The 20,801-nt window shown below is 62.7% G+C and carries 23 protein-coding genes; 9 read left to right on the top strand and 14 right to left on the bottom strand.

Going from position 1 to position 20,801, the window contains the following annotated elements:
• Positions 1 to 64: 64 nt before the first annotated feature.
• From trxA to OSC37_RS10180, 8 genes are all read right to left on the bottom strand, one after another.
• Entirely contained in the window at positions 65 to 415 is a 351-nt protein-coding gene (gene trxA / locus OSC37_RS10215) for a thioredoxin (protein ID WP_267161373.1), read from the bottom strand.
• A gap of 112 nt (positions 416 to 527) precedes the next feature.
• Positions 528 to 932 (bottom strand): helix-turn-helix domain-containing protein, encoded by a 405-nt coding sequence (locus OSC37_RS10210; protein ID WP_267161372.1) that lies wholly within the window; start codon positions 930 to 932, stop codon positions 528 to 530.
• Positions 933 to 1,095: 163 nt separating this feature from the next.
• On the bottom strand, positions 1,096 to 2,124 hold the full coding sequence (locus tag OSC37_RS10205; protein ID WP_267161371.1) for a sulfite exporter TauE/SafE family protein: 1,029 nt from the start codon (positions 2,122 to 2,124) through the stop codon (positions 1,096 to 1,098).
• Positions 2,125 to 2,274, bottom strand: a complete 150-nt coding sequence (locus OSC37_RS10200; RefSeq protein WP_267161370.1) for a DUF7512 family protein — start codon at positions 2,272 to 2,274, stop codon at positions 2,125 to 2,127.
• 329 nt (positions 2,275 to 2,603) lie between these two features.
• Entirely contained in the window at positions 2,604 to 3,785 is a 1,182-nt protein-coding gene (locus OSC37_RS10195) for an inorganic phosphate transporter (protein ID WP_267161369.1), read from the bottom strand.
• Positions 3,786 to 3,797: 12 nt separating this feature from the next.
• On the bottom strand, positions 3,798 to 4,253 hold the full coding sequence (locus OSC37_RS10190; protein WP_267161368.1) for a YeeE/YedE family protein: 456 nt from the start codon (positions 4,251 to 4,253) through the stop codon (positions 3,798 to 3,800).
• On the bottom strand, positions 4,253 to 4,807 hold the full coding sequence (locus OSC37_RS10185) for a YeeE/YedE family protein (protein ID WP_267161367.1): 555 nt from the start codon (positions 4,805 to 4,807) through the stop codon (positions 4,253 to 4,255). The genes OSC37_RS10190 and OSC37_RS10185 overlap by 1 nt, the downstream gene beginning before the upstream one ends.
• An 8-nt stretch (positions 4,808 to 4,815) precedes the next feature.
• Positions 4,816 to 6,009, bottom strand: a complete 1,194-nt coding sequence (locus OSC37_RS10180; protein WP_267161366.1) for an MBL fold metallo-hydrolase — start codon at positions 6,007 to 6,009, stop codon at positions 4,816 to 4,818.
• Positions 6,010 to 6,246: 237 nt separating this feature from the next.
• Here OSC37_RS10180 and OSC37_RS10175 point away from each other — a divergent pair, with 237 nt between their 5' ends.
• From OSC37_RS10175 to OSC37_RS10165, 3 genes are all read left to right on the top strand, one after another.
• On the top strand, positions 6,247 to 6,492 hold the full coding sequence (locus OSC37_RS10175; RefSeq protein ID WP_267161365.1) for a sulfurtransferase TusA family protein: 246 nt from the start codon (positions 6,247 to 6,249) through the stop codon (positions 6,490 to 6,492).
• Positions 6,493 to 6,494: 2 nt separating this feature from the next.
• Entirely contained in the window at positions 6,495 to 7,067 is a 573-nt protein-coding gene (locus OSC37_RS10170; RefSeq protein ID WP_267161364.1) for a DsrE/DsrF/DrsH-like family protein, read from the top strand.
• Positions 7,068 to 7,340: 273 nt separating this feature from the next.
• Complete coding sequence (locus tag OSC37_RS10165; RefSeq protein ID WP_267161363.1) at positions 7,341 to 8,705, top strand: methyl-accepting chemotaxis protein; 1,365 nt, start codon at positions 7,341 to 7,343, stop codon at positions 8,703 to 8,705.
• A gap of 198 nt (positions 8,706 to 8,903) precedes the next feature.
• Here OSC37_RS10165 and OSC37_RS10160 read toward each other — a convergent pair whose 3' ends face one another.
• Together OSC37_RS10160 and OSC37_RS10155 are read right to left on the bottom strand one after the other, a co-directional pair.
• Positions 8,904 to 9,560: an HAD family hydrolase gene (locus OSC37_RS10160; RefSeq protein ID WP_267161362.1), complete on the bottom strand. Its 657-nt coding sequence runs from the start codon at positions 9,558 to 9,560 to the stop codon at positions 8,904 to 8,906.
• Between the two features lie 47 nt (positions 9,561 to 9,607).
• Positions 9,608 to 10,750 carry an aminotransferase class V-fold PLP-dependent enzyme gene (locus OSC37_RS10155; RefSeq protein WP_267161361.1) on the bottom strand — a complete coding sequence of 381 codons (1,143 nt, stop codon included), beginning with the start codon at positions 10,748 to 10,750 and terminating at the stop codon, positions 9,608 to 9,610.
• Positions 10,751 to 10,969: 219 nt separating this feature from the next.
• Between OSC37_RS10155 and OSC37_RS10150 the strand changes: the two genes are divergently transcribed.
• Positions 10,970 to 11,185 (top strand): YgaP-like transmembrane domain, encoded by a 216-nt coding sequence (locus OSC37_RS10150; protein ID WP_267161360.1) that lies wholly within the window; start codon positions 10,970 to 10,972, stop codon positions 11,183 to 11,185.
• 113 nt (positions 11,186 to 11,298) lie between these two features.
• Here OSC37_RS10150 and OSC37_RS10145 read toward each other — a convergent pair whose 3' ends face one another.
• From OSC37_RS10145 to OSC37_RS10130, 4 genes are all read right to left on the bottom strand, one after another.
• Positions 11,299 to 12,546 carry a M20 family metallopeptidase gene (locus OSC37_RS10145; RefSeq protein ID WP_267161359.1) on the bottom strand — a complete coding sequence of 416 codons (1,248 nt, stop codon included), beginning with the start codon at positions 12,544 to 12,546 and terminating at the stop codon, positions 11,299 to 11,301.
• Positions 12,543 to 13,886 carry an FAD-dependent oxidoreductase gene (locus OSC37_RS10140; RefSeq protein WP_267161358.1) on the bottom strand — a complete coding sequence of 448 codons (1,344 nt, stop codon included), beginning with the start codon at positions 13,884 to 13,886 and terminating at the stop codon, positions 12,543 to 12,545. Before OSC37_RS10140 ends, OSC37_RS10145 begins: the two co-directional genes overlap by 4 nt.
• 107 nt (positions 13,887 to 13,993) lie before the next feature.
• Complete coding sequence (locus OSC37_RS10135) at positions 13,994 to 14,980, bottom strand: ABC transporter permease (protein WP_267161357.1); 987 nt, start codon at positions 14,978 to 14,980, stop codon at positions 13,994 to 13,996.
• A gap of 197 nt (positions 14,981 to 15,177) precedes the next feature.
• A complete protein-coding gene (locus tag OSC37_RS10130) occupies positions 15,178 to 16,164 on the bottom strand; it encodes an ABC transporter permease (RefSeq protein ID WP_267161356.1) in 987 nt (328 codons plus the stop codon).
• Positions 16,165 to 16,429: 265 nt separating this feature from the next.
• Between OSC37_RS10130 and OSC37_RS10125 the strand changes: the two genes are divergently transcribed.
• From OSC37_RS10125 to OSC37_RS10105, 5 genes are all read left to right on the top strand, one after another.
• Positions 16,430 to 17,626 (top strand): ABC transporter permease, encoded by a 1,197-nt coding sequence (locus tag OSC37_RS10125; protein ID WP_267161355.1) that lies wholly within the window; start codon positions 16,430 to 16,432, stop codon positions 17,624 to 17,626.
• Positions 17,623 to 18,690, top strand: a complete 1,068-nt coding sequence (locus tag OSC37_RS10120) for an ABC transporter ATP-binding protein (RefSeq protein ID WP_267161354.1) — start codon at positions 17,623 to 17,625, stop codon at positions 18,688 to 18,690. The genes OSC37_RS10125 and OSC37_RS10120 overlap by 4 nt, the downstream gene beginning before the upstream one ends.
• A complete protein-coding gene (locus OSC37_RS10115; protein ID WP_267161353.1) occupies positions 18,683 to 19,978 on the top strand; it encodes an ABC transporter ATP-binding protein in 1,296 nt (431 codons plus the stop codon). The genes OSC37_RS10120 and OSC37_RS10115 overlap by 8 nt, the downstream gene beginning before the upstream one ends.
• 66 nt (positions 19,979 to 20,044) lie before the next feature.
• Complete coding sequence (locus OSC37_RS10110) at positions 20,045 to 20,218, top strand: DUF5786 family protein (protein ID WP_267161352.1); 174 nt, start codon at positions 20,045 to 20,047, stop codon at positions 20,216 to 20,218.
• A complete protein-coding gene (locus tag OSC37_RS10105) occupies positions 20,215 to 20,775 on the top strand; it encodes an endonuclease dU (RefSeq protein ID WP_267161351.1) in 561 nt (186 codons plus the stop codon). Before OSC37_RS10110 ends, OSC37_RS10105 begins: the two co-directional genes overlap by 4 nt.
• Positions 20,776 to 20,801: the final 26 nt, after the last annotated feature.

The following is a 20,801-nucleotide window of genomic DNA, read 5'->3' as shown; positions in this document are numbered from 1 at the left end:
GGGGCTTACGGCCTTCACCCTCGGGGTCAAGCCCCGAGGCACTCGGCCTGCTCCGCCTGTAGAATTAGGTGTAGCTCTCGACGAGCGAGCGCAGTTCGTCTTCTCCCTGGACACCGACTATCTCCTCGACCTGTTCGCCGCCCGCAAACAGTACGAGCGTCGGGACGCCACGGACCCCGTATGCGCTGGCGAGTTGCTGGTTCGCGTCGACATCTACCTTGGTGACGGCCGCGTCGGTCTCGGCCGCGAGCGTCTCGACAATCGGTTCGAGCATCTGACAGGGACCACACCAGTCGGCATAGAAGTCAGCGAGTACGACATCGTAGTCGGCGACGGTCTCGTCGAGTTCAGCCTCGCCGTCGATGTGTAGCGGTTCCTCGGGCGCAGCAGCATCTGTCGCAGTATCGGTTGCCATCACCTGTTCGTTGGCTCTGGTCGTAGTTAAGGGTTTTGTAGAGATTGCACAATACAAGAGAACGTCTGATTTTCAGCAGCGCCGGGGGCGAAACCCACACACAGCAGGTGTACTACCCTTCGACCGACTGCATCGAGGATGTGTCCTCCTCGTATTTCGTCTCGAACTCCTGGATGAGCTGGCCCATCTTCGCGTACCAGTCGTTGAGGAGTCGTTGCATGTTGTCGGCGATCTTGGAGGGGTCGGTCGGCCGGTAGACGTGGTAGTAGCCGCCCTGGTCGTAGTTAACCTGCTCTTTCTGGATGAAGCCGGCCTGGATGAGCCGCTGGACCGCCCGGTAGGCAGTCGAGCGCTCTCTGTCGACGCGCTCGGCAATCTCGTCGACGGTCTGTGGCTCCTCGCTCTGGACGAGCACCCGGAAGACATCCTTGTCGAGCTGTTTGAGCCCGTGGAAACACTCGAGCAGCCCCTCACACTGCATATCCTGTCGTAGCTGTTCAGACATCGAATCTGGCATCTGTCGTATCAGGAGATAGGGGCCACGCTGTTAAAAGAATTTGCATAGATTGCACAATCCTGTAGAACCCTGGGATACTCTGGTGTGAAGGAGGCCGCAGGTCGAACAGAGACCCACTCGACACACCGAGCTTCGGGAGCCGGTCACGGAACGACCGTCTCAATCAGTCGGCGGCCGTTGCTGTGACCGTCTCGCGGTCTCGGAGCTCGCTCACCGTGCTGTAGACGACAGCACCGCTGACCAGCAGCGCCGAGCCGAGAATCAACACCAGGCTGACGACATCGAACACGCCGATACCGTAGACATTCCCGATTTCGCGGACGGCAACAGCGACAGCGCCGCCAAGGAGCATCACGCCGAAGTAGACCTTGATTTCGTCCTCGTCGACGATGCTCGTCGCGGCCGACCCGATGCGCGCGCCGAGCGCGCTCCCGGCCAGCAACGGCAACACGATGCGCAGATTGACACCGCCGTCGAGCGCGTAGGTGAAACTCCCGATACCGCCCGAGAAGACAATCTCGAAGAGGTCGGTCCCGACGGCGACCGGGACCGGCACGCCGATGAGATAGAACAGTGCGGGCATCCGGATGAAGCCGCCCCCGACACCCAGGAATCCTGACAACAGTCCCGTGGCGAAGGCAACGCCGAGAATCATCCACAGCGACACCCTGACGCCGCCCCTGAGAGCTATCATCGGCGGTACCCGGTATGACTGAATCGTCTTCGCGATGTCGGGGATATCCTCTGCATCGGCCGGTTCGTCAGCCGCCTCATGGTCGGGGCCGCCGTCGCTGCCCTTCACCGACTCGTAGGTCACAAAGACGCCGATACCTCCCAGCAACACGACGTAGGTGACGCTGATGATGCTGCCTGCAAGTCCCAGCTCTTCGAGGTGGAGCACCACTTCCTTACCGACCTCGATGCCCGCGGTCGTCCCCGCAATCATCAACACCCCGAGCTTGTAGTCGACCTGCCCGAGGTCGCGATGTTTCAGCGTCGCGATGACCGACGTACCGAACACGAACGCGAGCCCACTCCCGACGGCGACCCGAGAGTCGTACCCCATCACCAGCAACGCCGGCGTGACGAGAAACGAGCCACCCATCCCGAAGAAGCCAAACAGGATGCCGATGAGCAGCCCAAACCCGACAAACAGGACGAGTAACGCCAGACTGAGTCCGAAGATATCCATCTATGTCTGTGTGATGCGGTCGAGCAGTTGTGGTCCAACGAACTGTTCCATCGCGCCGTAGCCGACGTAGAGAACAAGCGCCTCCACGAGGACTGCACCGATGAGGAGGGCCGCCTCCATGGCCGGTGGATAGCTACCAAGCGTTACCATCGTGTCTCACCGCCAGTGTTGTGTAGTTGTGATTGTTTCATGCACTGCTTCAGTAGAGAGTAATCGACGGGTGTAATTAACAGTTTTGGACCGATAGCACAATACTATTTCTATAAATCACATCGGTAGGAGAGACGAATAGCGTCATAAGTTATTGGGATATACCGGCACAAGTGTTGCTTACCCCAGAATCCTCTCAGAGAGTGGCGCGCACAGCAACCAGTACAGAAACAGCGAGCGACGCAGGTGTATCTGTGACGGTCTCTCGACAGTAGTATTGTTTAGTTCTGAAATACTGCTGCGTGAGACAGCCGGTCGGGACCTGTGGCTCACTGCATCGGCAGCGCGAGGACCACAGCGTAGCCAGCGGCAAGCGCGAACACGAGCGAGCCAGCCCAGGCACCGACGGTGACCAGGATTTTCCGCGGGCTCACCGCGTCACCACCGCCGACCGCCGCGCCGCTTCCGATGATTGCGCTGACGATAATCTCGTTGAACGAGACCGGGACGCCGAGAAACACGGCGGCCTGTGCGATGAGAAACGAAGGAACAAGCGCAGCGATAGAGCGTCGCGGGCCGAGCGAGGAGTAGTCCTGTGCCAGCGATTTTATCATCCGCGGCGCGCCGGTCCAGGAGCCGACGAGGATGCCAGCACCGCCGCCGACGAGGACTGCGGTCACCGAAACCATCTCGACGCCGTCGAGCAACGGGAGCAGGGGGCCAACAGCGAGGCCAACCTGGCTCCCACCCGCCGAGAAGGCAACAAGCGAGCCAAGCGCAAGGAGCACCCGCCGGAGTCCGTTGGTCGTCTGCCGTCCGACATCCCACCAGACGAGCCCGGCGACCCCGAGCCCGACGAGGACCGAGACGGAGCCGGCTGTCGTCGCCGTCTCGGCGCCGAGCGTTCGCCCCACGAAGCCAGCGGCGGTCCCCGCACGCTCGCCCGGACCGAGATAGGCGAACTCGACGTTCGCCAGCACCGCCCCGACGAGACCAGCAAGGGCCGCGACGCTGTACCGTTCGGGCACGTCGTTCCGGGGGAGGACGCTCGCGATGGCGTACGCGAGCCCGCCGCCGACGACCGGCGTCAGCAGCCAGACCGCGCCCACCTGGAGGTACTTCGACCAGACGGGCGTCCCACCGAGTGCGAGGCCGACACCGACGACAGCGCCGGTGACGGTGAAGGCAGTGGCAATCGGATACCCTGTCTTGATGCCGACGGCCATCAGCCCGGCACCGATGAACAGGACGACGATGACGCCGGTCGCGGGAAGGCTACCGCCGCCGACGAGGCCCCGACCGACCGCCTCAGAGACGTTCGCACCCTGTATCACCGCGCCGGCAAAACCAAAGATGCCGACGACAAACGCCGCCCGCATCGTCGAAATCGCGTTCGCACCGACCGCCGGGGCAAACGGCGTCGCGCCGCTGGAGCCGGCTCCGATAACCCACGACATGAACAGGCTCGCGACACCGGCGACGAGAAAGACAGCAACTACTGAAAGTTCCATGATGAGACAGGCTCAGTCAGCACTCGCCGCTGTGACGCCAGCAGACGCGCGACTCCGCACGTATCCCTGTGCGTAGGCGCCGACGAACATCCCCGCGAGCGCCCAGAGGATCGTGACGTTGCCGGTGCCGAGACTGGCGTAAGCCGCGCCGGGACAGATGCCCGAGAGCCCCCAGCCGACACCGAAGATAGCGCCGCCGACGAGCACGTTCCGGTCGAATGACTTCAGCCGGCGCTCGTAGCGGTTGCCCGACAGCGGTGCGGTGTCGCGAATCCGTGGCATGACCGCAAAGGCGATACCCGAGACGATGGCCGCACCGAACATGACGAACAACAGTCCGAAATCCTCGAACGTGAGGAAGTTCAGGACCACCTCGGGACGGGCCATATGACTGAATCCAAGTCCGAAGCCGAAGACGATACCCCCGACGAACACCAGGGGTTTGAACAGCGGATGGCGGTCCGCCATCACGGCGTCACCCCCGTGGCGGCGACAATCTGGGCGGTCGCAATAGCAACCAGCAGAAAGGTGACGACGCCCACGATGGACGTTTTCGACGCCGAGCCGACGCCACAGACGCCGTGGCCCGACGTACAGCCTTTCCCGATTCGGGTACCAATTCCAACGAAGAGACCGCCTACGAACAGCCGCCACGGCTGGACCTCGGTCAGCCACAGGGTCACGCCGCCGATATCGTAGAGTTCGCCGGTCGAGCCGGCCTCGTAGAGCCCCGACGAGAGGAGGCCAGACTGAACGGTGGCCGCAAACAGCAGGCCCCCGAGGATGATACCGGCCGTGAACACGACTCGCCAGTCACGGGAGTCGACGTACTGCCGGAATCGTGACTGGCCGGAGACGTACGACAGCGTCGATTCGAGGAACGTACTCGCGCCGGCCGGGATACCCGTCCCGACGTAGATGAGCACCGTTCCGAGGCCGACGAGGAAGCCGCCGACGGCGTAGCGACTGACGCCGTTTGGAAACAGCTCACCGACAACCGCCAGCGGTACTGGGTCGAGCATCGCTCGTCTCAGTCACCCGCGAGCGACTCCTGGCTCGCAGCGCAGTTGTTCGGCCCGAGTTCGAGTGTGAACGCTTCCTCGTCGTCGACACTGTTCTGGCCGAGGTTCGTCGCGATAATCTCCTCGTAGTTGGCCGGCCGGGGCGGCATATCCGCGAGAATCAGCTCGACGAACTCGTCTTCGTCCATCGTCAGCGCGTCCATCTCCGCGACGAGGTCACCGAGTGGTGCGGTGTAGGTGCCGTCCTCGGCGGGGACTGCGGCGTCACTCGCGTGTGCGCCGCCGATGATTGTCTCCTCGGGCAGCGTCAGCACGCGCTCCTGGAGTGACTCATAGAGCATGCGCGCGGCATCGGGTGCGCCCTCGTCGCCCTCTTCGAGGTCCGGGCGAGCGACACTCTCGACGAACAGGCCGTCTCCGGTCGCCAGGAAGCTGTCGTCGACGAGATAGGAGGTCATCCCGGTGGTGTGGCCGGGCGTGGCGACGGTTTCGATGGTCGCGTCGCCGACGGTGAAGATGTCGCCGTCGGCGGCGGTGGTCAGGTCGTCGGCGTAGGTGATGCCACGGTCGACAGCGGCCTCGGGAATGACGCCCTCGACGCCCTCGGCATCGAGGTCGCGCACGCCCGAGATGTGGTCGGCGTGGACGTGCGTGTCGATGGCGTAGGTCAGGTCGACGCCGAGTTCCGCGGCGTCGGCGAGATACCGGTCGGTAAAGGCCCGAAGCGGGTCGATGATCGCGGCTTCGCCGCCGTCGTAGAGGAGGTAGCCGAGACAGCCAGAGGAGGGGCGCTGGTACTGCAACAGCGTCCCAGCACCGTCATACTCGGTCACTTCGACAGCCTCGTAGATGCTCGCCCAACCGTTCATCCCCTCGTCGAGGTGGTTCACGTCGTAGCCGAGTTCGGCGAGTGTGCCGGCGACGTACTCGCTAGCCCCGCCTTTCGCACAGAGAACAGTCAGCTCGCGGTCGGCTGGAATCTCCGCGAGTATCTCGTCGTCGACCTCGTCGTCGAGGAAATGAAAGTACGGAACGTTGAGCGAGTCGACCGTCGGTCCGTCGATATGCCACTCGTCGTATTCGGACTCCATCCGCGCGTCGAGAAGCGTGACCTGCTCACCTGCGTCGATACGGTCTTTCAGTGTCTCAGGAGCGACGCTCTCGACGTCGACAGCCGGAGCCGGGAAATCTTCTGGGTTCATCGTGTACACCCCTCTCTACCGGGTAGATACACAAAAGAGTTTGCATAGTAATTCACTAACTACACAATACAAATATCACAATTTTCGTCTAAGGAGTCTACTAGGCTCGTTCTATGTCATAAATCCCGCAATCTTCGGTTCCTGTTGTTCACAGCAAGTACAAGGACCAACATTCTTTTACCCACCGAGTTAGTATTGTGCAGTAGCTCCAATATAGAAGGACGGAGCAGATAACCAATGAGTACGGAATTCAACGTTACGGAGACGCTCGACGTGAAAGGTGCATCGTGTCCCATGCCGGTCGTGAAAACGAAAGGAGCCATCGACGACCTCGGTGAGGGAGAGGTTCTTGAAGTGCTCGCGACTGACTCCGGCAGCATGAGCGACATCGACGGCTGGGCGGCCGGAACCAGCGGGGTCGAACTCCTCGACCAGGCCGAGGACAGCGACGTGTACAGACACTACGTCCGCAAGACAGAGTGACGATGAGCACGGAGACACCCGACGCACCGGCGGAGGAGACGCCCTCTCGTGCGGAACTCGCCGCACGCGTCGAGGAGCTGGAGGAATCGCTCGCGGAGGCGACCGAGGAGGACGACGCCAAAAAGATGTCCATCATCGCGACGAAGGGAACCCTCGACATGGCGTATCCGCCGCTCATCCTCGCGAGCACCGCGGCGGCGTTTGGCTACGAGGTGACGGTCTTTCACACGTTCTGGGGGCTGGAGATCCTCCACGAGGAGCGCTCGAAAAACCTCAAACTCAGCTCCGTCGGGAACCCCAACATGCCCGTCCCGAACGTTGTCGGCGCGATTCCCGGCATGGACCGTGTTACGACCAAGATGATGGAGCGGCGAATCGACGACAACGATACGGCGACAATCGAGGAACTCGTCGACACCTCCCTGGAGATGGGCGTGGAGTTTCAGGCCTGCCAGATGACCATCGAACTGATGGACTACGACGAAGACGACTTCTACGATGGTGTCACGACCGGCGTCGGGGCCGCGACCGCGCTGCAGGATATGGCCGACGCCGATATCCAGTTGCTCGTGTGATTGCCGGAGTATATCATAGCGGCCCACAGGCGTCTATTTGATATCCAGCAGGTATCGCGCCAGGAGAGGATACGCGTCTGGTCATACCGTCCCACATGAGCAACAGAGTTGGAACCGGAAGCCAACGACGGAGTAGATGAAACGAGAGATGGAGAGACTCACTCGCCCGTCTTAACGGACGGTCTTCAGGCGGGTCGTCACTGAGACCAGCCGCTTGTTATCAAATATTGAATCCTATCCAAACATTGAATTCAGTGGCGTCAAAGCACTGTCATGAGCTTCACAGAGGGGGCTGATGACTCACAAGCGGGCAAAGAGTCTCACGCAACCGAATATCTTTGGGAAACATACACGTCACAGACCGATATTAGCGAAGCAGGCGACGAACGCCTCCGCCAGGAACGGGACTTCTGGAAGGAGATGTTCAATCAGCTCGTCAGCGAGTTCCCCGAGGGAGTGTTTGTAACGACCGACGATGGGACGCTTACTCACTGGAACGAGACGCTGGCTGGCGACCTCGACACCTCTCGGGGAGAAGTGCTGGGCAAGAATGCCTACGATGTAATCGGAACAGAAGACGAAGACGAGACACTCGCCGAGACGGTCGCTCGGAGAGGCGAGGCAATCAAGGAAGACGGGGTCCGAGAAGTGCCGACGAGCGATAAGATATTCCAGACCTACGGTGTCCCGCTTCGCGGCCCGGAGGGCTCTGTTGTCGGGGCGTTCGAGGTGACACCGGATGTCTCCGAACACGTCCACCGTCAGCGGGAGCTCGAGCGACTCCAGGATAAAGTCAGCGGCACCGTTCGCTCGGAGCTGGACGACCTCTCCGAGGCTATCGACGAGATTGTCTCTACCACTGATGAAATTGAGTCGTTTGCCGAAGAACAGACCGACCGCATGGAGCAAGCCGCAGGCGAACTCTCGAACCAGTCTGCGACAATCGAAGAGATTGCCTCGAGTGCAGAGGCTGTAAGCAGTGCCGCACAGCAGGCAAACAGCCGTGCCGATGACGGTGAACAGACAGCATCTGCCGCTATCGACCGGATGGAGGCCGTCAGAGAGCAGGCTGACGGCGTGACCGACACGCTCAACGCGCTTACCACACAGGCCGACGAGATGAACGAAATCATCGATGTGATTGACGGCATCGCAGAGCAGACGAATATGCTCGCGTTGAATGCCTCAATCGAAGCTGCCCGCGCCGGTGAGGCGGGTGACGGGTTCGCTGTTGTCGCCGACGAGATCAAGAACCTGGCTGGCGACTCCCAACAGCAGGCCGGTGAAATCGAAGCGATGGTCACGGAGATGATCGAGATGACCAAACGAACAGAAGAGGAACTCACCAAGACAACCACAGAAATCGCGGACGCAATCGAAGCCGTCGACAACACCGTGACTGCACTCCAAGAGATTGGTGACGCAATCAGCGAAACGGCGACAAGCGCACAGGAAGTCGCCAAAGCAACCGACGCACACGCGTCGAGTTCCGAGGAGGTGACTGCAACAGTCGATGCCGCCGTTGAGGAGCTCACGTCGCTCGAACAGCAACTCGTCGCATTGAGCGACACAACGTCGAGCCAACAGCGCCAAGTAACGGATATCGGTCGTGCGGTCGACGATTTGGTCGATCAGTAGCCACGAGAGCGCACGATTCGTTGGAGGCTGGCTCGGATAGGGAGACAGCCCGACAGTTGCAGGTCAGAACGGTACTTGTTTTACTGACGGTTTGCCGCCCCGAACCGCGAGGCGTCCGCCTCGAATCTCCGTAATCGACCCCCACACAACAGTGTACAGCGAGTGATTGTTAGGTTGTGTTCGCGACACGCTGTGTCGCTACTCCCAGGGCGGCGAGCGCAACGCCTCCGGCGAGGAGATAACGTAGGTCGCATCAGCGGGCTGGGAGTCCGAGGCGACCAGCACCGTGTCGAGGCCGAGCGCGGCTCCGCCGGCAACGTCGGTCTCGGGCGTGTCACCGACGTGGACAGCGCTAGTCGGTTCGGCCGCCAGCTCTGCCAGTGCCATCTCGAAGGGGGCAGCCGCCGGCTTCGGCTCGCAGTCGTCACCGGCGACGACGACAGTCTCGAAATACCGGTCGAGTCCCGTCGCGTCGAGTTTCGTCAGCTGGGCGTCCCGGACACCATTCGTGACGACGCCCAGGGCGTATCGCTCGGCGAGGGTATCGAGGGTCGGCCGGACACCAGGGAGTGTCTCGGCGTTCGACTGGTCACGCTCGCGGTCGAACGCCGCTGCAATCTCCCGGCCGACCGACGGCGGCCGGCCCCGCTCGGCCGCAAGCGCGGCGAAACACTCCCGCCGGAGTTCGCTCATCGAGGAGGTTCGCTCGGCAAACTCGTCGTAGCGGTCGTAGTACGCCTCGACGGGAAACACCGGGTCGACGCCGACGCGCTCGTAGCTCCGTGCGAGCACCTCACCGGGCGAGCGTCGGTACTGTACCAGTGTTCCGTCCAAGTCGAACAGAACAGCGTCCATGCGGTGAGTGAGCGACGGGTGCCAGAAGTGAGTTTATATCCGGATGGTCACGCCCACTCGGATTCGAGCGCGGCGGCGAGACGGTCGACGTCTTCCTCGGTGTTGACCGCGTGAATCGACGCCCGGACCGCCGCTGGTTCGGGAAGCGGGCGGACGATGAGCCCGTCCTCGGCGAGGCGTTCGGTCGTCGCCTCTGGGTCGTCAACATCGACAGCCACGAGCCCGGACTCGGGGTCCGCGGGACTCAGCAGACGGTCGGTCGGGATTGCCTCGGCAAGCCGGCCGGCGAGGCGCGTGCTGCGGTCGTGTATCTCCTCGATGCCGACGGATTCGATAGTCTCGATTGCCTCAGAGAGGGCAGCGTAGGGTGCCAGACTCGTGGTTCCGACCTCGAACCGCCGGGCTCCGGCGGCGAACGCCAGGTCGTCCCCGGTCGGGTCCTCGACGCTTCGGTAGCCGACAGCCCGGGGGGAAAGCTCTGCCGCGGCCTCGCGGTCGACGTAGAGAAAGCCGGCACCCCAGGCACCGAGCAGCCACTTGTGTCCGGCCGCCGCAACGGCGTCTGCTCCCCAGGCGGTGACGTCCATCGGCCGCTGGCCGGGGACCTGGACGGCGTCGACGAGCGTGAACGCGCCCGCCTCGTGGGCGATATCGACCAACTCCTCGACAGGGAGCATCGTTCCGTGCGTCCACGTCAGCGCGCTGAAACAGGCGAGTTTCGCGTCGGCGACTGCCTCTGTGAAGGCGTCAACGTCGATGCGGCCGGCTTCGGTCTCGACGACGCGTACCTCGACACCCTCGGCTTCGAGGCGCTGCCAGGGGAGCACCCCCGCCGGGTGTTCGAGGTCCGTTCGGACGATGACATCGCCGGGCTCCCAGTCGATAGCGCCCGCGATGGCGGTGATGCCGGCGGTCGTGCTCTCTGTGAGTGCCACTTCGTCGCCCTCAACGCCGAGAAACGTCGCGAGGCGCTCCCGGGCGTCGTCGAACCGCTCGAACGCCCACTTGTAGGGGTCGTCGGTGACCGGCACCTCGTACTCGTGAGCCTGTGTCTCGTTTTCGGCCGACTTGACGACGTGACGAGGGCTGGGTCCGTGTGCGCCGAAGTTGAAGTACCGCCCCTTCTCGAAGGCCGGCATCGCGTCCCGCAACGCCATTGGTGTCGTCGGGCGCGCGGTGTCCTCGCTCATCGCTTCCCCTCGGCAGTTCCGCCCAGGCTCGTCTCCAGTCTGTGCCCGTCGTTCGCTCTCCGACAGCCTGTCTGCTCGCCGCCTGTCTTTTCGCACATACCGGCGCTACGTTGGGTCGCCGTAATAATGTTGTGTAAATCCTACAATATAGACAGTAGTATTTTATAATAACTACAATATAGGACAAGTTATATACTGTTGGGCACCCAACAGTTAGATATGGAACAGAACGTTGGCGGCTTCGACCGGACAGCTCGTCTCGTCGCAGGACCGATTCTCGCAGTCGTCGGGCTGCTCATCGTCGCCGGTGTCGTCTCGGCGGCGCTCCCGCTCGGCGCGGCGCTACTCCTCGTCGGTGTCGTGTTGCTCGGGACCGGGCTGACACAGCGCTGTATCATCAATCAGGTCCTCGGCGTCAACACCTGCAACGTCTGATAGTGATTATTGCGGTGATTTTTAGACCTGGTTCATACCGTCGGCTGTTTCACGCTCTGAAGCACAGAACGAGCGACAGCGTGGCGGCAACGACTCGCAACAAACACAATGACTCACCGCTCTGTTCTCGCGGCCCAGAGATGGGGGAGCCGAGCGTACACCGTCGCGTTCCCGACGAGCGCGTCGACAGTTGTGTACTCGTCGACGGCGTGAACTGTGTCGGTCCCGAGCGCAAATTCGACAGACGGAATGCCGGCGTTCCGAAGTGATTTCGCGTCACCGCCGCCGGTCGCACTCCGGCGGTAGACCCGCATCCCGGTCACTTCCTCGACCGTCACGGTAACGGCGTCGACGAGGGGGCTGTCGACCGGTTCGGCGGTTCCGGTACTCCAACTCACGTCAGCGATAGTAATTCCCTCACAGCCGGCGACGCAATCACGTATCTCCGCGAGGAGCCGGGATGTCTCGACGCTCGCGGTGAGCCTGATGTCGAGTTCGGCCCGAGCGCGTTCGGGGACACTGTTGACCGCCTCGCCGCCCTCAATGGTGCCGAGATTTATCGAAGGGGACTCGAAGAGCTCGCGGGCGGCTGTCTCACCGACAGTCGGCCTGTAGTAGGCGACGGAGTCGTCGAGAATCGGTTCCATCCACTCCGCGAGCTGCAGCTCGCGGCTGCCGACAATGTCACGCACGCGCTGGATTGCGCCGTAGAGCTGGTCAATAGCGTTCTCGCCGAGCACCGGGCGGGAGCCGTGAGCGCCCTCTCCACGGGCTTCGAGCGTCAGCCAGATGCTCCCCCGGTCGGCGACGGTCACGGAGTGGCGACCCTCCTGACAGGTGGGTTCACCGATAACGCAGGCGTCGGCGTCGAGAACGTCGGCAGACAAAAGCGCCGGCAGCCCGGCGTCGCCGCCCACCTCCTCGTCGCTGACGAACGCAAACTGCAGGTCGGCCGGCGGCTCGGTCCCAGTTTCGGCGTAGGCACGGATTGTCATCAGCATCGCCGCGACGGCCCCTTTCATGTCGGTCGCGCCCCGGCCATAGATGCGGTCGCCGGCCCGTTCACCGAGCGGGTCGTGCGCCCAGACGTCGGCGTCGAACGGCACCGTATCGAGGTGTCCGTTGTACAGGAATATCTCCTCGCCAGCACCGGGAACCGTCACCAGAAGATTAGGCTTTGCGGGGTCGACCGCGAACCGCTCGGTGTCGACACTGAGTCCCGAGAGCCGATCCTCGATGTGTTCGACGAGCGCGCGCGTCTCGCCCGGTGGGTTCGCGGTATCGACAGCGAGCAACGCGAGCGTCTCCGCAATCAGGTTCTCCCGGTGGTCGTCGACGTACGCGACAAGGGAGTCGGTCATCGCTGTCCGTCGAGCACTTTCGCGGCCGTCAGCACCGGGTCCCAGACGGGGCTGAACGGCGGCGCGTACGCCAGGTCGGCGTTCTGGAGTTCGGTAACTGTCATCTCCGCGTGGAGCGCCGTCGCCACGGTGTCGATACGCTTGAGTCCGTCGCGGCCGACGAGACTCCCCCCGATGAGCCGTCCGCTTTCACGGTCGGCTACCAGTGTGACGGTGAGGTCTGCTCCGCCGGGGTAGTAGTGGGGTCGCGTCGGTGCGGTGATGGTGGCCGACACCGGGTCGAAGCCCGCCTCTCGTGCCCGCTCCTCGTCGAGGATGCCGGTCCGTGCGGCACCGGTCTCGAAGGCTTTCACGATTGCCGTGCCGGCAATGTCGCCGACCGGCGTTGGCGTCCCGGTGACGGTCTGTCCGATTGCGCGACCGCTCCGGTTGGCCGTCAGTGCCAGCGGGACGTGGGCCGATTCGCCGGTGACGGCATGGCGGGCTTCGGCACAGTCGCCGGCGGCGTAGATGTGGTCGGCGCTGGTCTGTCCGTACTCGTCGGTCGCGATTGCGCCTGTGTGCCCGAGTTCGATATCCGCCCCCTCGGCGAGGGTGGCGTTGGGCTCGACGCCGACGCCGACGATGGCGATATCTGCGGCGTTCGTCTCGCCAGCGAAGGCGACCTCCTCGACTGCGCCGTCACCCCGAAAGCCGGAGACCGGCGTGTCGAGAAAGAGGTCGACACCGTGCTCGCGGAGGTGGTCGGCGACCGACTCGGCGACGACATCGCCAAAGGGCTGGAGCAGCCGGGGCAACGCCTCGTAGAGCGAGACATCCAGCCCCCGGGCTGTGAGCGCTTCTGCCATCTCGACACCGACGTAGCCGCCGCCGACGATAGCGGCCGTTTGTGGCGTCTTGTCGTCGATGTAGGCGTCGATAGCCGCCGTCTCGTCCATGTCGTGCATCGTGAACACGCCGTCGAGCGCCATCCCGTCGAACGGCGGCACGACCGCGCTTGCGCCTGTGGCTATCAGCAGGTCGTCGTAGGGTTGTTCGAAGCGCTCGTCGGGACCGTCGACCGAGACAGTCTGTGTGTCCGGGTCGACGGCGAAAACCTCGTGTCCCGTCCGCAGGTCGATACCGCGTTGGTCACGGAACGTCTCGGGGACGACCGCCACGAGGTCGTCGAGCTCCTCGACTTCGCCTTTCACGTAGTAGGGCATCCCACAGGCCGCATAGGAGACCCATTCCCCTCGCTCGAAGACGATTACCTCGCGGTCGGGGTCTGCTCGCTTTGCCTTGCTTGCGGCACTCAGTCCGGCCGCGTCACCACCGACGATGACGAGCGTCTCGCTCATGCTGCTAGCTTGGCGTGCCAGTCGTATAGTATTTTTCTATATTCCCAATACTACAAAACGAGGGGTTGCGGTTTCGGACAGACAAGAAAGCGGGAAACGAGACTATCTCACCGCGTGCCGGTGTCGACGCGCGGGTCGAGAACAGAATACGCCAGGTCCTGGAGGATGTTGCCGGCGACACTAAACAGTATCACGACCAGAACCGCGCCCATCATAATCGGGATATCACGGGTCCAGACGGCGTTGTAAAAGACCAACCCCAGGCCGTCCATCGCGAACATCGCCTCGATGACGAACACAGCGATTGCGAGCAACGCGAGCGTTTCGGTGAACACGAGCGAGACGAGCGGAATGGCCGCATTACGGAGAACGTGCCGGGCAACCGCGAGCTGTCCCCCACCCTTCGCGCGAACGAGGCGAGTTGTATCGGCAGCAACGTACTGCATCGAGTACGCCCGCGCGTAGCTGAGAACGGCCGGCACCAGTACTATCGTCACGAGGACCATCGGAACGACCGTCTCGTAGACGAACGGCATGTTCATCGGTTGAATCGTCGTTGCACTCCGACCGATCCACTGTGCCCGGAGGCCGACACCCCCGGCGACAGTGAGGATCAGCGCCCCAATCCAGTAGTACGGAATCCCGAGACCCAAGTAGGCCACCGACCGGACTCCACCCTCGCGGGCGGTGTCACTGCGCATCGCCGTGTAGACGCCGAACGCCAGCGCGATGACGGTAGCGAGAACGAGTGCCGGCAGAACGTAGGTCCCGGTGGTCACGACCGCGTCTCCGAGGGTCCCTCGCACCGGCTCGCCGGTCTCGAATGACTCGCCCCACTGGAGCGTGAACATGTTGCTCATCCAATCAACATACTGCTCGACCAGCGGTCGGTCAGTCCCGCGTTTGGCGAAGTACGTCTCCCGGATTCGGTCGAGGGTTTCCTCGCCGGCCCCACCGTACGCAGCAGCGGCAATACGCCCCTCGAGGACGTAATCTTCGGTGGCTGTAAAGGCCAAGAAGACGAGCGAAAGCGCCGACCAGGCGGCCAGCAAGCCCAGAGCGATGCGTTGTGCAATCAGACGTGCAAAGCTCATCGAGGACCACCCCGACAGACGTTCGTGGAGGGCATGTGATGTGTGCTTATACTCCTGTTTGCGAACGTAAATATTTTCAGACGCCACTCTCCCAGAGAAACTGTAATATACAGCCGACGGTAGCTACGATGCCGGTCAGTATCACAGACAGAACAGCTGCTACGGAGCGTGTCAGGCGCGAGGACACGGGCCGTGACTCACCGGGTGCCGGTATCGACCCGCGGGTCAAGGACGGAGTACGCCAGGTCTTGCAGAATATTGCCGACGACGCTGAAACAGATGACGACCAGAACGCCGCTCATCATGACTGGCATGTCGCGGATCCAGACCGCATTGTAGAACACCAATCCCAGCCCCTCTATCCCGAACATGGCCTCGATGACGAATACGGCGATTGCGAGCAACGCGAGCGTCTCGGTGAACACGAGCGAGACAAGCGGAATGGCCGCATTACGGAGAACGTGCCGGGCGACCGCGAGCTGTCCCCCACCCTTCGCGCGAACGAGTCGCGTCGTGTCGGCAGCAACGTACTGCATCGAGTACGCCCGCGCGTAGCTGAGAACGGCCGGCACCAGTACTATCGTCACGAGGACCATCGGGAGGAATGTCTCGTAGACGAACGGCCTCTCGATGGGCTGAATCGTCGTTGCGTGCATGCCGATCCACTGTGCGTTGAGACGGACGCCGCCAGCGACGGTGAGTACCAACGCACCGATCCAGTAGTACGGCACCCCCAGACCGAGGTAGGCAACCGAACGGACCCCGTTTGCACGTGCAGTATCACTGCGTATGGCCGTGTAGACGCCGGCCACCAGCGCGATGACGATAGCAAGAACGATTGCTGGCAGAACGTACGTTCCGGTGGTCACGACCGCGTCTTGCATGATTCCTCGCACCGGTTCGCCCGTTCGGAACGACTGACCCCACTGCAACGTGAGCATGTTGCTCATCCAGTTGACGTACTGCTCGACGAGTGAGCCGTCCAGGCCGCGCTGTGCGAAGTACGCCTCTCGAAACTGTTCGATGGCCTCTTCGCCCGCACCAAGCAAACCTTCACGGTAGATTTGCCGTCCAAGAAAGTAATCGTCGGTAGCAGCAAACGCCAGAAAGACGAGCGAAAGCACCGACCAGGCGGCGAGCAGGCCCAGAGCGATACGCTGTGCAATCAGACGCGCGAACTTCATCGGGGATCACCCCAGAAGGGGCTCGTAGAGGGCATATGACAGGTACGGCTATCTGTACCCACATATTTGCACGTTTGTTTCTGTTTCAGAGAGAGACATATGCCGAAATGATTTTAATGATAGACCAAACATTAATCGGATAGAATACGATACGCGTGTAGATTACAGGCAGTGTACGAAAATAGCATTCCCGTTGTACAAACCCTCCTTGAGGCTACCGGCGCTATCCGTGTCCGAAGGAGTAAGCGCATTTTCCCTCCAACAGATGACTGATGCATCTCCATCCGATGGCCGCGACGTTGCGGAGTTCGAACAGATAGACTGGGACGACCACGGCGGCTGGCGCCGCTGGATAACTGCCGAGCGTGTGGTTTTGCTTGTTGGCCTGTTCGCCGTGGCCGACCTGTTCAACTACCACCGCAACACAGGTGACCTGTCTCTCGTTATGCAGTGGAAGGTCGGCTGGATAGACTGGCTCTTGCTGATCGCACTCGTCGTCATCCTGGCGTATATGATCGTGCCACTCGCCAAACGGCCACAGCGGGTGAGGAGACTGCTCGGCCACCTCCGCGGGCGCTGGGCGACAGTACTCGCTCTCGTTATCCTCGCGACGGTCGTCGCCGTCGGCGGGTGGGCTACAGTGCGGGATTGGGCTCCGCTCAATACGCTCGTTAACGGCGACTCCTTCGATACGCTTCAACCCCCGGTCGGGGCCACGATTGACACCCTCTACCCCAGCGGCTGTGCGGGCCCGACCAGCAACAGCGGAGGCATCTGCCAAGGCTCCTGGACGTATCCGCTCGGGACCAATGACCAGGCCTACAGAATGACTGACCTACTTGTGATGGGGACACGGCCGCTTTTCTATATCGTGCTCATCACCCTGGGACTCGTCATGCCGCTGGCGACGGTCGTCGGCGTCGTCGCCGGCTACCGGGGCGGCCTCGTCGACGACATCCTAATGGGCTACGTCGACATTCAGCTCACGATGCCCGCGCTTGCAGTCTATCTGTTCGCGTACATGTTCTTGCTGAACACGAAGATTATGTTCATCGTCGTGTTCGGATTCCTGTCGTGGGGCGGTATCGCGCGTATCGTCCGCAGCGAGACCCTCCAGCGCCGCGAGGAGGGGTACGTCCTCTCGGCGCGTGCAATCGGTGCGCCCCAGGGGTATATCCTCCGGCGGCACATCTTTCCGAACGTGACGAACTCGGTCGTCCCGGCGACCTTCCACCTGATTGCGATAATCGTCCTCACCGAGGCCGGACTTGGATTCTTGGGCTACAAGCCGTTCGACCGCTCCTGGGGACAGACCATCGGGCAGGGGCTGTACAGGGCTCCGCCGCTCGACGCCTGGTGGGTTGCGGCGCTTCCGGCGCTGGCGCTGGCGGCGACTATCGTGTCGTGTAAACTCATCGGCGATGGCTTCCGCGACATCTTGGACCCGCGAGGGAAAGCATGAACGAGACGATACTCTCAGTTAGTGACCTCCAGACGCATCTGCATACAGACGACGGCCTCGTACGCGCGGTCGACGGCTTGAGCTTCGAGGTCGACCGCAACGAGACGGTCTGTCTCGTCGGCGAGAGCGGCAGCGGCAAGACCATGGCCTGTAACACAGTCATGGGGATGGTCGACCCGCCGGCAAACATCAGCGGTGAGGTCCGCTTCGAGGGAGAGAATCTGCTCGGCCTCTCGGAGTCGGAGCTCACCTCGATTCGTGGCAACCGCATCTCCTATCTCTTCCAGAACGCACAGAACGCGCTCGACCCCGTGTACACGGTCGGTGACCAGATTGCCGAGGCGATTACCTTCCACCAAGACGTGAGCGGCGAGCAGGCCCGCGAGCGGGCAATCGACCTGCTCGGTACCGTTGGCCTCTCGCGTCCGGCCGAGCGCGTCGACGAGTACCCCCACGAACTCTCGGATGGGATGTGCCAGCGCGTCGCGATCGCGATTGCGCTGGCCGCCGAGCCGGATCTCCTCATCGCTGACGAGCCCGTCAGCGCCCTCGACGTGATGATTCAGGGGCGCATCATCGACCTGCTTGACGACCTCCGCAAGGAGCGGGACTTCTCGCTCGTGCTTGTCACCCACGACCTTCGGGTCGTCGCCTCGCTCGCGGACAGGATGGTCGTCCTCTACGGTGGAACAGATGTCGAGCGTGGCACGACGGCAGATGTCCTCCAGACGCCCGCTCATCCGTACTCCCAAGATCTCTTTGCGAGTTTCACCGGCGACGGCGAGCGCGGGGACGACCTCGCCACGCGGGACCCGATTCCGCCACAGGGCTGTCGGTTCCACCGGGAGTGTGCCCACGCGGTCGATGACTGCCGCGACTCGAAGCCGCCGTTTGCGGCCGTCGAGGGCGACGACGCCCACCGCGTGTCGTGTGTGCACTATGGTCCCGAGCGCGACCCCGGAGAGATACTGTTCGAGGCTCGACGAGCCGGCGCGGCATTCGACGACCCAGAAGAGACACCGAAGCAGACGGCCGAAGCCGACGGAGGTGATAGCCGTGACTGACACACTGCTGTCGGTCAGGAACCTCGAAAAACACTTTCCGGTGACCGAGGGACTGCTCCGTCGGCAGGTCGGCACTGTGAAAGCCGTCGACGGCGTCAGTTTCGACGTTCATCGCGGCGAGGCGTTCGGCCTCGTCGGCGAGTCCGGCTGTGGGAAGTCGACGACGGCGCTGTCGATTCTCCAGTTGGAGGAGCCGACCGGCGGCGAGGTTCTGTTCGACGGTGAGCCCATCAGCGACCTCGGGAAGCGTGAGCTGCGCCAGTACCGCCGGCAGGTTCAGCTCGTGTTACAGGACCCCGAATCCGCGTTCAACGACAGGATGACCATCGCCGAGACTGTCGCGGAGCCGCTTCGCGTCCACGGGATGACCGACAGCGAGCGCCGCAGAGAGGTCGTCGAGGACACGCTCGCACGCGTCGGGCTCGGCGACGAGGACCCCGACAGCTACCCACACGAGTTCTCCGGCGGGGAGAAACAGCGCATCGCAATCGCCCGCGCGCTCGTCCTCAACCCGGACCTCATCATCGCCGACGAACCCGTCAGCGCGCTGGACGGCCGGACGAAGTCGGACGTGCTCGGCCTCCTGAAAGAACTCCAGACGGAGTTCGACCTCTCGGTGTTGCTCATCAGCCACGACATCGACGTCGTCCGGCAGTTCTGTGACCGCGTCGCCGTGATGTATCTCGGCTCGCTCGTCGAATCCGGGCCGACAGCCGAGGTCGTCGAGAACCCACACCATCCCTACACACAGATGCTGCTCGGCTCGGTGCCGAGCCTCGACCCGACGGAGTCACACACCAGCACCGACCTCCTGACCGACGAGTTGCCCGACGCTGCCGACCTACCCACTGGTTGTCAGTTCCACCCGCGGTGTCCGTCTATCATCCCGCCATCCGACGTGGAGTTACCCCGCGAGGAGTGGCTGGGCGTCGTCGCGTTCCGGCTCTCGCTGAGCGACGGCTACGCCAGCATCGACGCCCTCAGGCAGTCACTATCTGGGACGGGCGACCTCGGCTCGCGGGTGCGCGAGACGTTCGAGATTCCGCCGACGCTCTCGGATTCGGCTGTCGAGGCAGCACTCGCCGAGACAATCGATATCCTCGACGGCGGCGACCTCGCGGGGGCAAGCGACCCCCTGGAGGCGGTCACAGAAAGCATCTGCGAGCGCCACACACCCGAGTTACAGGAGATCGAGACGCCACATCCGGTCGCCTGCCACCGTTACGATGCCGAAGAGCCCGGTGCCCCCGAGACCGAAATCGAGGCGAATACCTTCGCTCGGCAGTAGCGGCCCCATCATGTGAACTAGTATCGGCGAGCCATTTTTCAGTCTGAGTCTCGTTTGCCTACGTGTATGGGGTTCGGGAGTTACGACGAATCCGAACAGGAGAACCAGGAACTCGACGCTGATATCGACGACGACGAGGCTGTTACTGCCGGCGAGAATAACCACGACGGCGAGGTCGACTTCGAGTTCACTGCGTCGAACGACGAACTGCTCGACAAGCTCGAGGACATCAAAGAGTGAAATCCGGGGCACGCGCCCTCGGGGTTGCTGAATCGTACCGCGGAGAGACAAGCACAGTCGCCGGTGTAGTGACACGCGCCGACCGGACCGTCGACGGGGTTGCCTTCGAGACGTGTTCTGTCGGTGGAACCGACGCGACGGCCGCTATTGCCTTGATTTTTGCCGACCTCGGCCGCGAAGACATCCAATACCTGTTGGTGGCGGGTATCGCCCCCGCTTGGTACAACATTGTCGACCTCGGTCGGCTGTACGAGGCAACTGAAACCCCGGTGTTGTCAGTGAGCTTTGAGGACAGCGAGGGACTGGGCGACGCCATTCGAGAGGCCTTCGACGGCGAGGCCGCCCAGAAGCGACTCGACAGCTACGACGCGCTGCCAGAGCGCCAGCCAGTCGAACTCGACGACGGTCCTGTCTATGTCCGAAGTCTCGGCATCGACGACGAGGCGGCCGCTGCGGTCGTGCGCGCGTTCACACCCGAGGGCGGGCGGCCGGAGCCGCTCAGAGTCGCCCGGCTCGCGGCGCGTGGCGGCGACGCGTTTCGCCGACAAACCGAGTGACGACAGGATTTTCCTGCCGGCCGCCG

The organism is Halovenus salina, from assembly GCF_026410925.1.
In the GTDB taxonomy this organism is placed as follows: Archaea; Halobacteriota; Halobacteria; order Halobacteriales; family Haloarculaceae; genus Halovenus; species Halovenus salina.
The sequence above is the reverse complement of the archived record's forward strand: the minus strand, read 5'-3'. Positions and strand labels throughout refer to the sequence as shown.

Coding starts and splice junctions, on each gene's coding strand:
- OSC37_RS10155 (WP_267161361.1), bottom strand. CDS start 10,750: ATGAGCGAGGACACCGCGCGCCCGACGACACCAATGGCGTTGCGGGAC.
- OSC37_RS10195 (WP_267161369.1), bottom strand. CDS start 3,785: ATGGAACTTTCAGTAGTTGCTGTCTTTCTCGTCGCCGGTGTCGCGAGC.
- OSC37_RS10165 (WP_267161363.1), top strand. CDS start 7,341: ATGAGCTTCACAGAGGGGGCTGATGACTCACAAGCGGGCAAAGAGTCT.
- OSC37_RS10190 (WP_267161368.1), bottom strand. CDS start 4,253: ATGGCGGACCGCCATCCGCTGTTCAAACCCCTGGTGTTCGTCGGGGGT.
- OSC37_RS10130 (WP_267161356.1), bottom strand. CDS start 16,164: ATGAAGTTCGCGCGTCTGATTGCACAGCGTATCGCTCTGGGCCTGCTC.
- OSC37_RS10175 (WP_267161365.1), top strand. CDS start 6,247: ATGAGTACGGAATTCAACGTTACGGAGACGCTCGACGTGAAAGGTGCA.
- OSC37_RS10150 (WP_267161360.1), top strand. CDS start 10,970: ATGGAACAGAACGTTGGCGGCTTCGACCGGACAGCTCGTCTCGTCGCA.
- OSC37_RS10140 (WP_267161358.1), bottom strand. CDS start 13,886: ATGAGCGAGACGCTCGTCATCGTCGGTGGTGACGCGGCCGGACTGAGT.
- OSC37_RS10160 (WP_267161362.1), bottom strand. CDS start 9,560: ATGGACGCTGTTCTGTTCGACTTGGACGGAACACTGGTACAGTACCGA.
- OSC37_RS10135 (WP_267161357.1), bottom strand. CDS start 14,980: ATGAGCTTTGCACGTCTGATTGCACAACGCATCGCTCTGGGCTTGCTG.
- OSC37_RS10120 (WP_267161354.1), top strand. CDS start 17,623: ATGAACGAGACGATACTCTCAGTTAGTGACCTCCAGACGCATCTGCAT.
- trxA (WP_267161373.1), bottom strand. CDS start 415: ATGGCAACCGATACTGCGACAGATGCTGCTGCGCCCGAGGAACCGCTA.
- OSC37_RS10185 (WP_267161367.1), bottom strand. CDS start 4,807: ATGCTCGACCCAGTACCGCTGGCGGTTGTCGGTGAGCTGTTTCCAAAC.
- OSC37_RS10125 (WP_267161355.1), top strand. CDS start 16,430: ATGACTGATGCATCTCCATCCGATGGCCGCGACGTTGCGGAGTTCGAA.
- OSC37_RS10110 (WP_267161352.1), top strand. CDS start 20,045: ATGGGGTTCGGGAGTTACGACGAATCCGAACAGGAGAACCAGGAACTC.
- OSC37_RS10200 (WP_267161370.1), bottom strand. CDS start 2,274: ATGGTAACGCTTGGTAGCTATCCACCGGCCATGGAGGCGGCCCTCCTC.
- OSC37_RS10170 (WP_267161364.1), top strand. CDS start 6,495: ATGAGCACGGAGACACCCGACGCACCGGCGGAGGAGACGCCCTCTCGT.
- OSC37_RS10205 (WP_267161371.1), bottom strand. CDS start 2,124: ATGGATATCTTCGGACTCAGTCTGGCGTTACTCGTCCTGTTTGTCGGG.
- OSC37_RS10180 (WP_267161366.1), bottom strand. CDS start 6,009: ATGAACCCAGAAGATTTCCCGGCTCCGGCTGTCGACGTCGAGAGCGTC.
- OSC37_RS10210 (WP_267161372.1), bottom strand. CDS start 932: ATGCCAGATTCGATGTCTGAACAGCTACGACAGGATATGCAGTGTGAG.
- OSC37_RS10145 (WP_267161359.1), bottom strand. CDS start 12,546: ATGACCGACTCCCTTGTCGCGTACGTCGACGACCACCGGGAGAACCTG.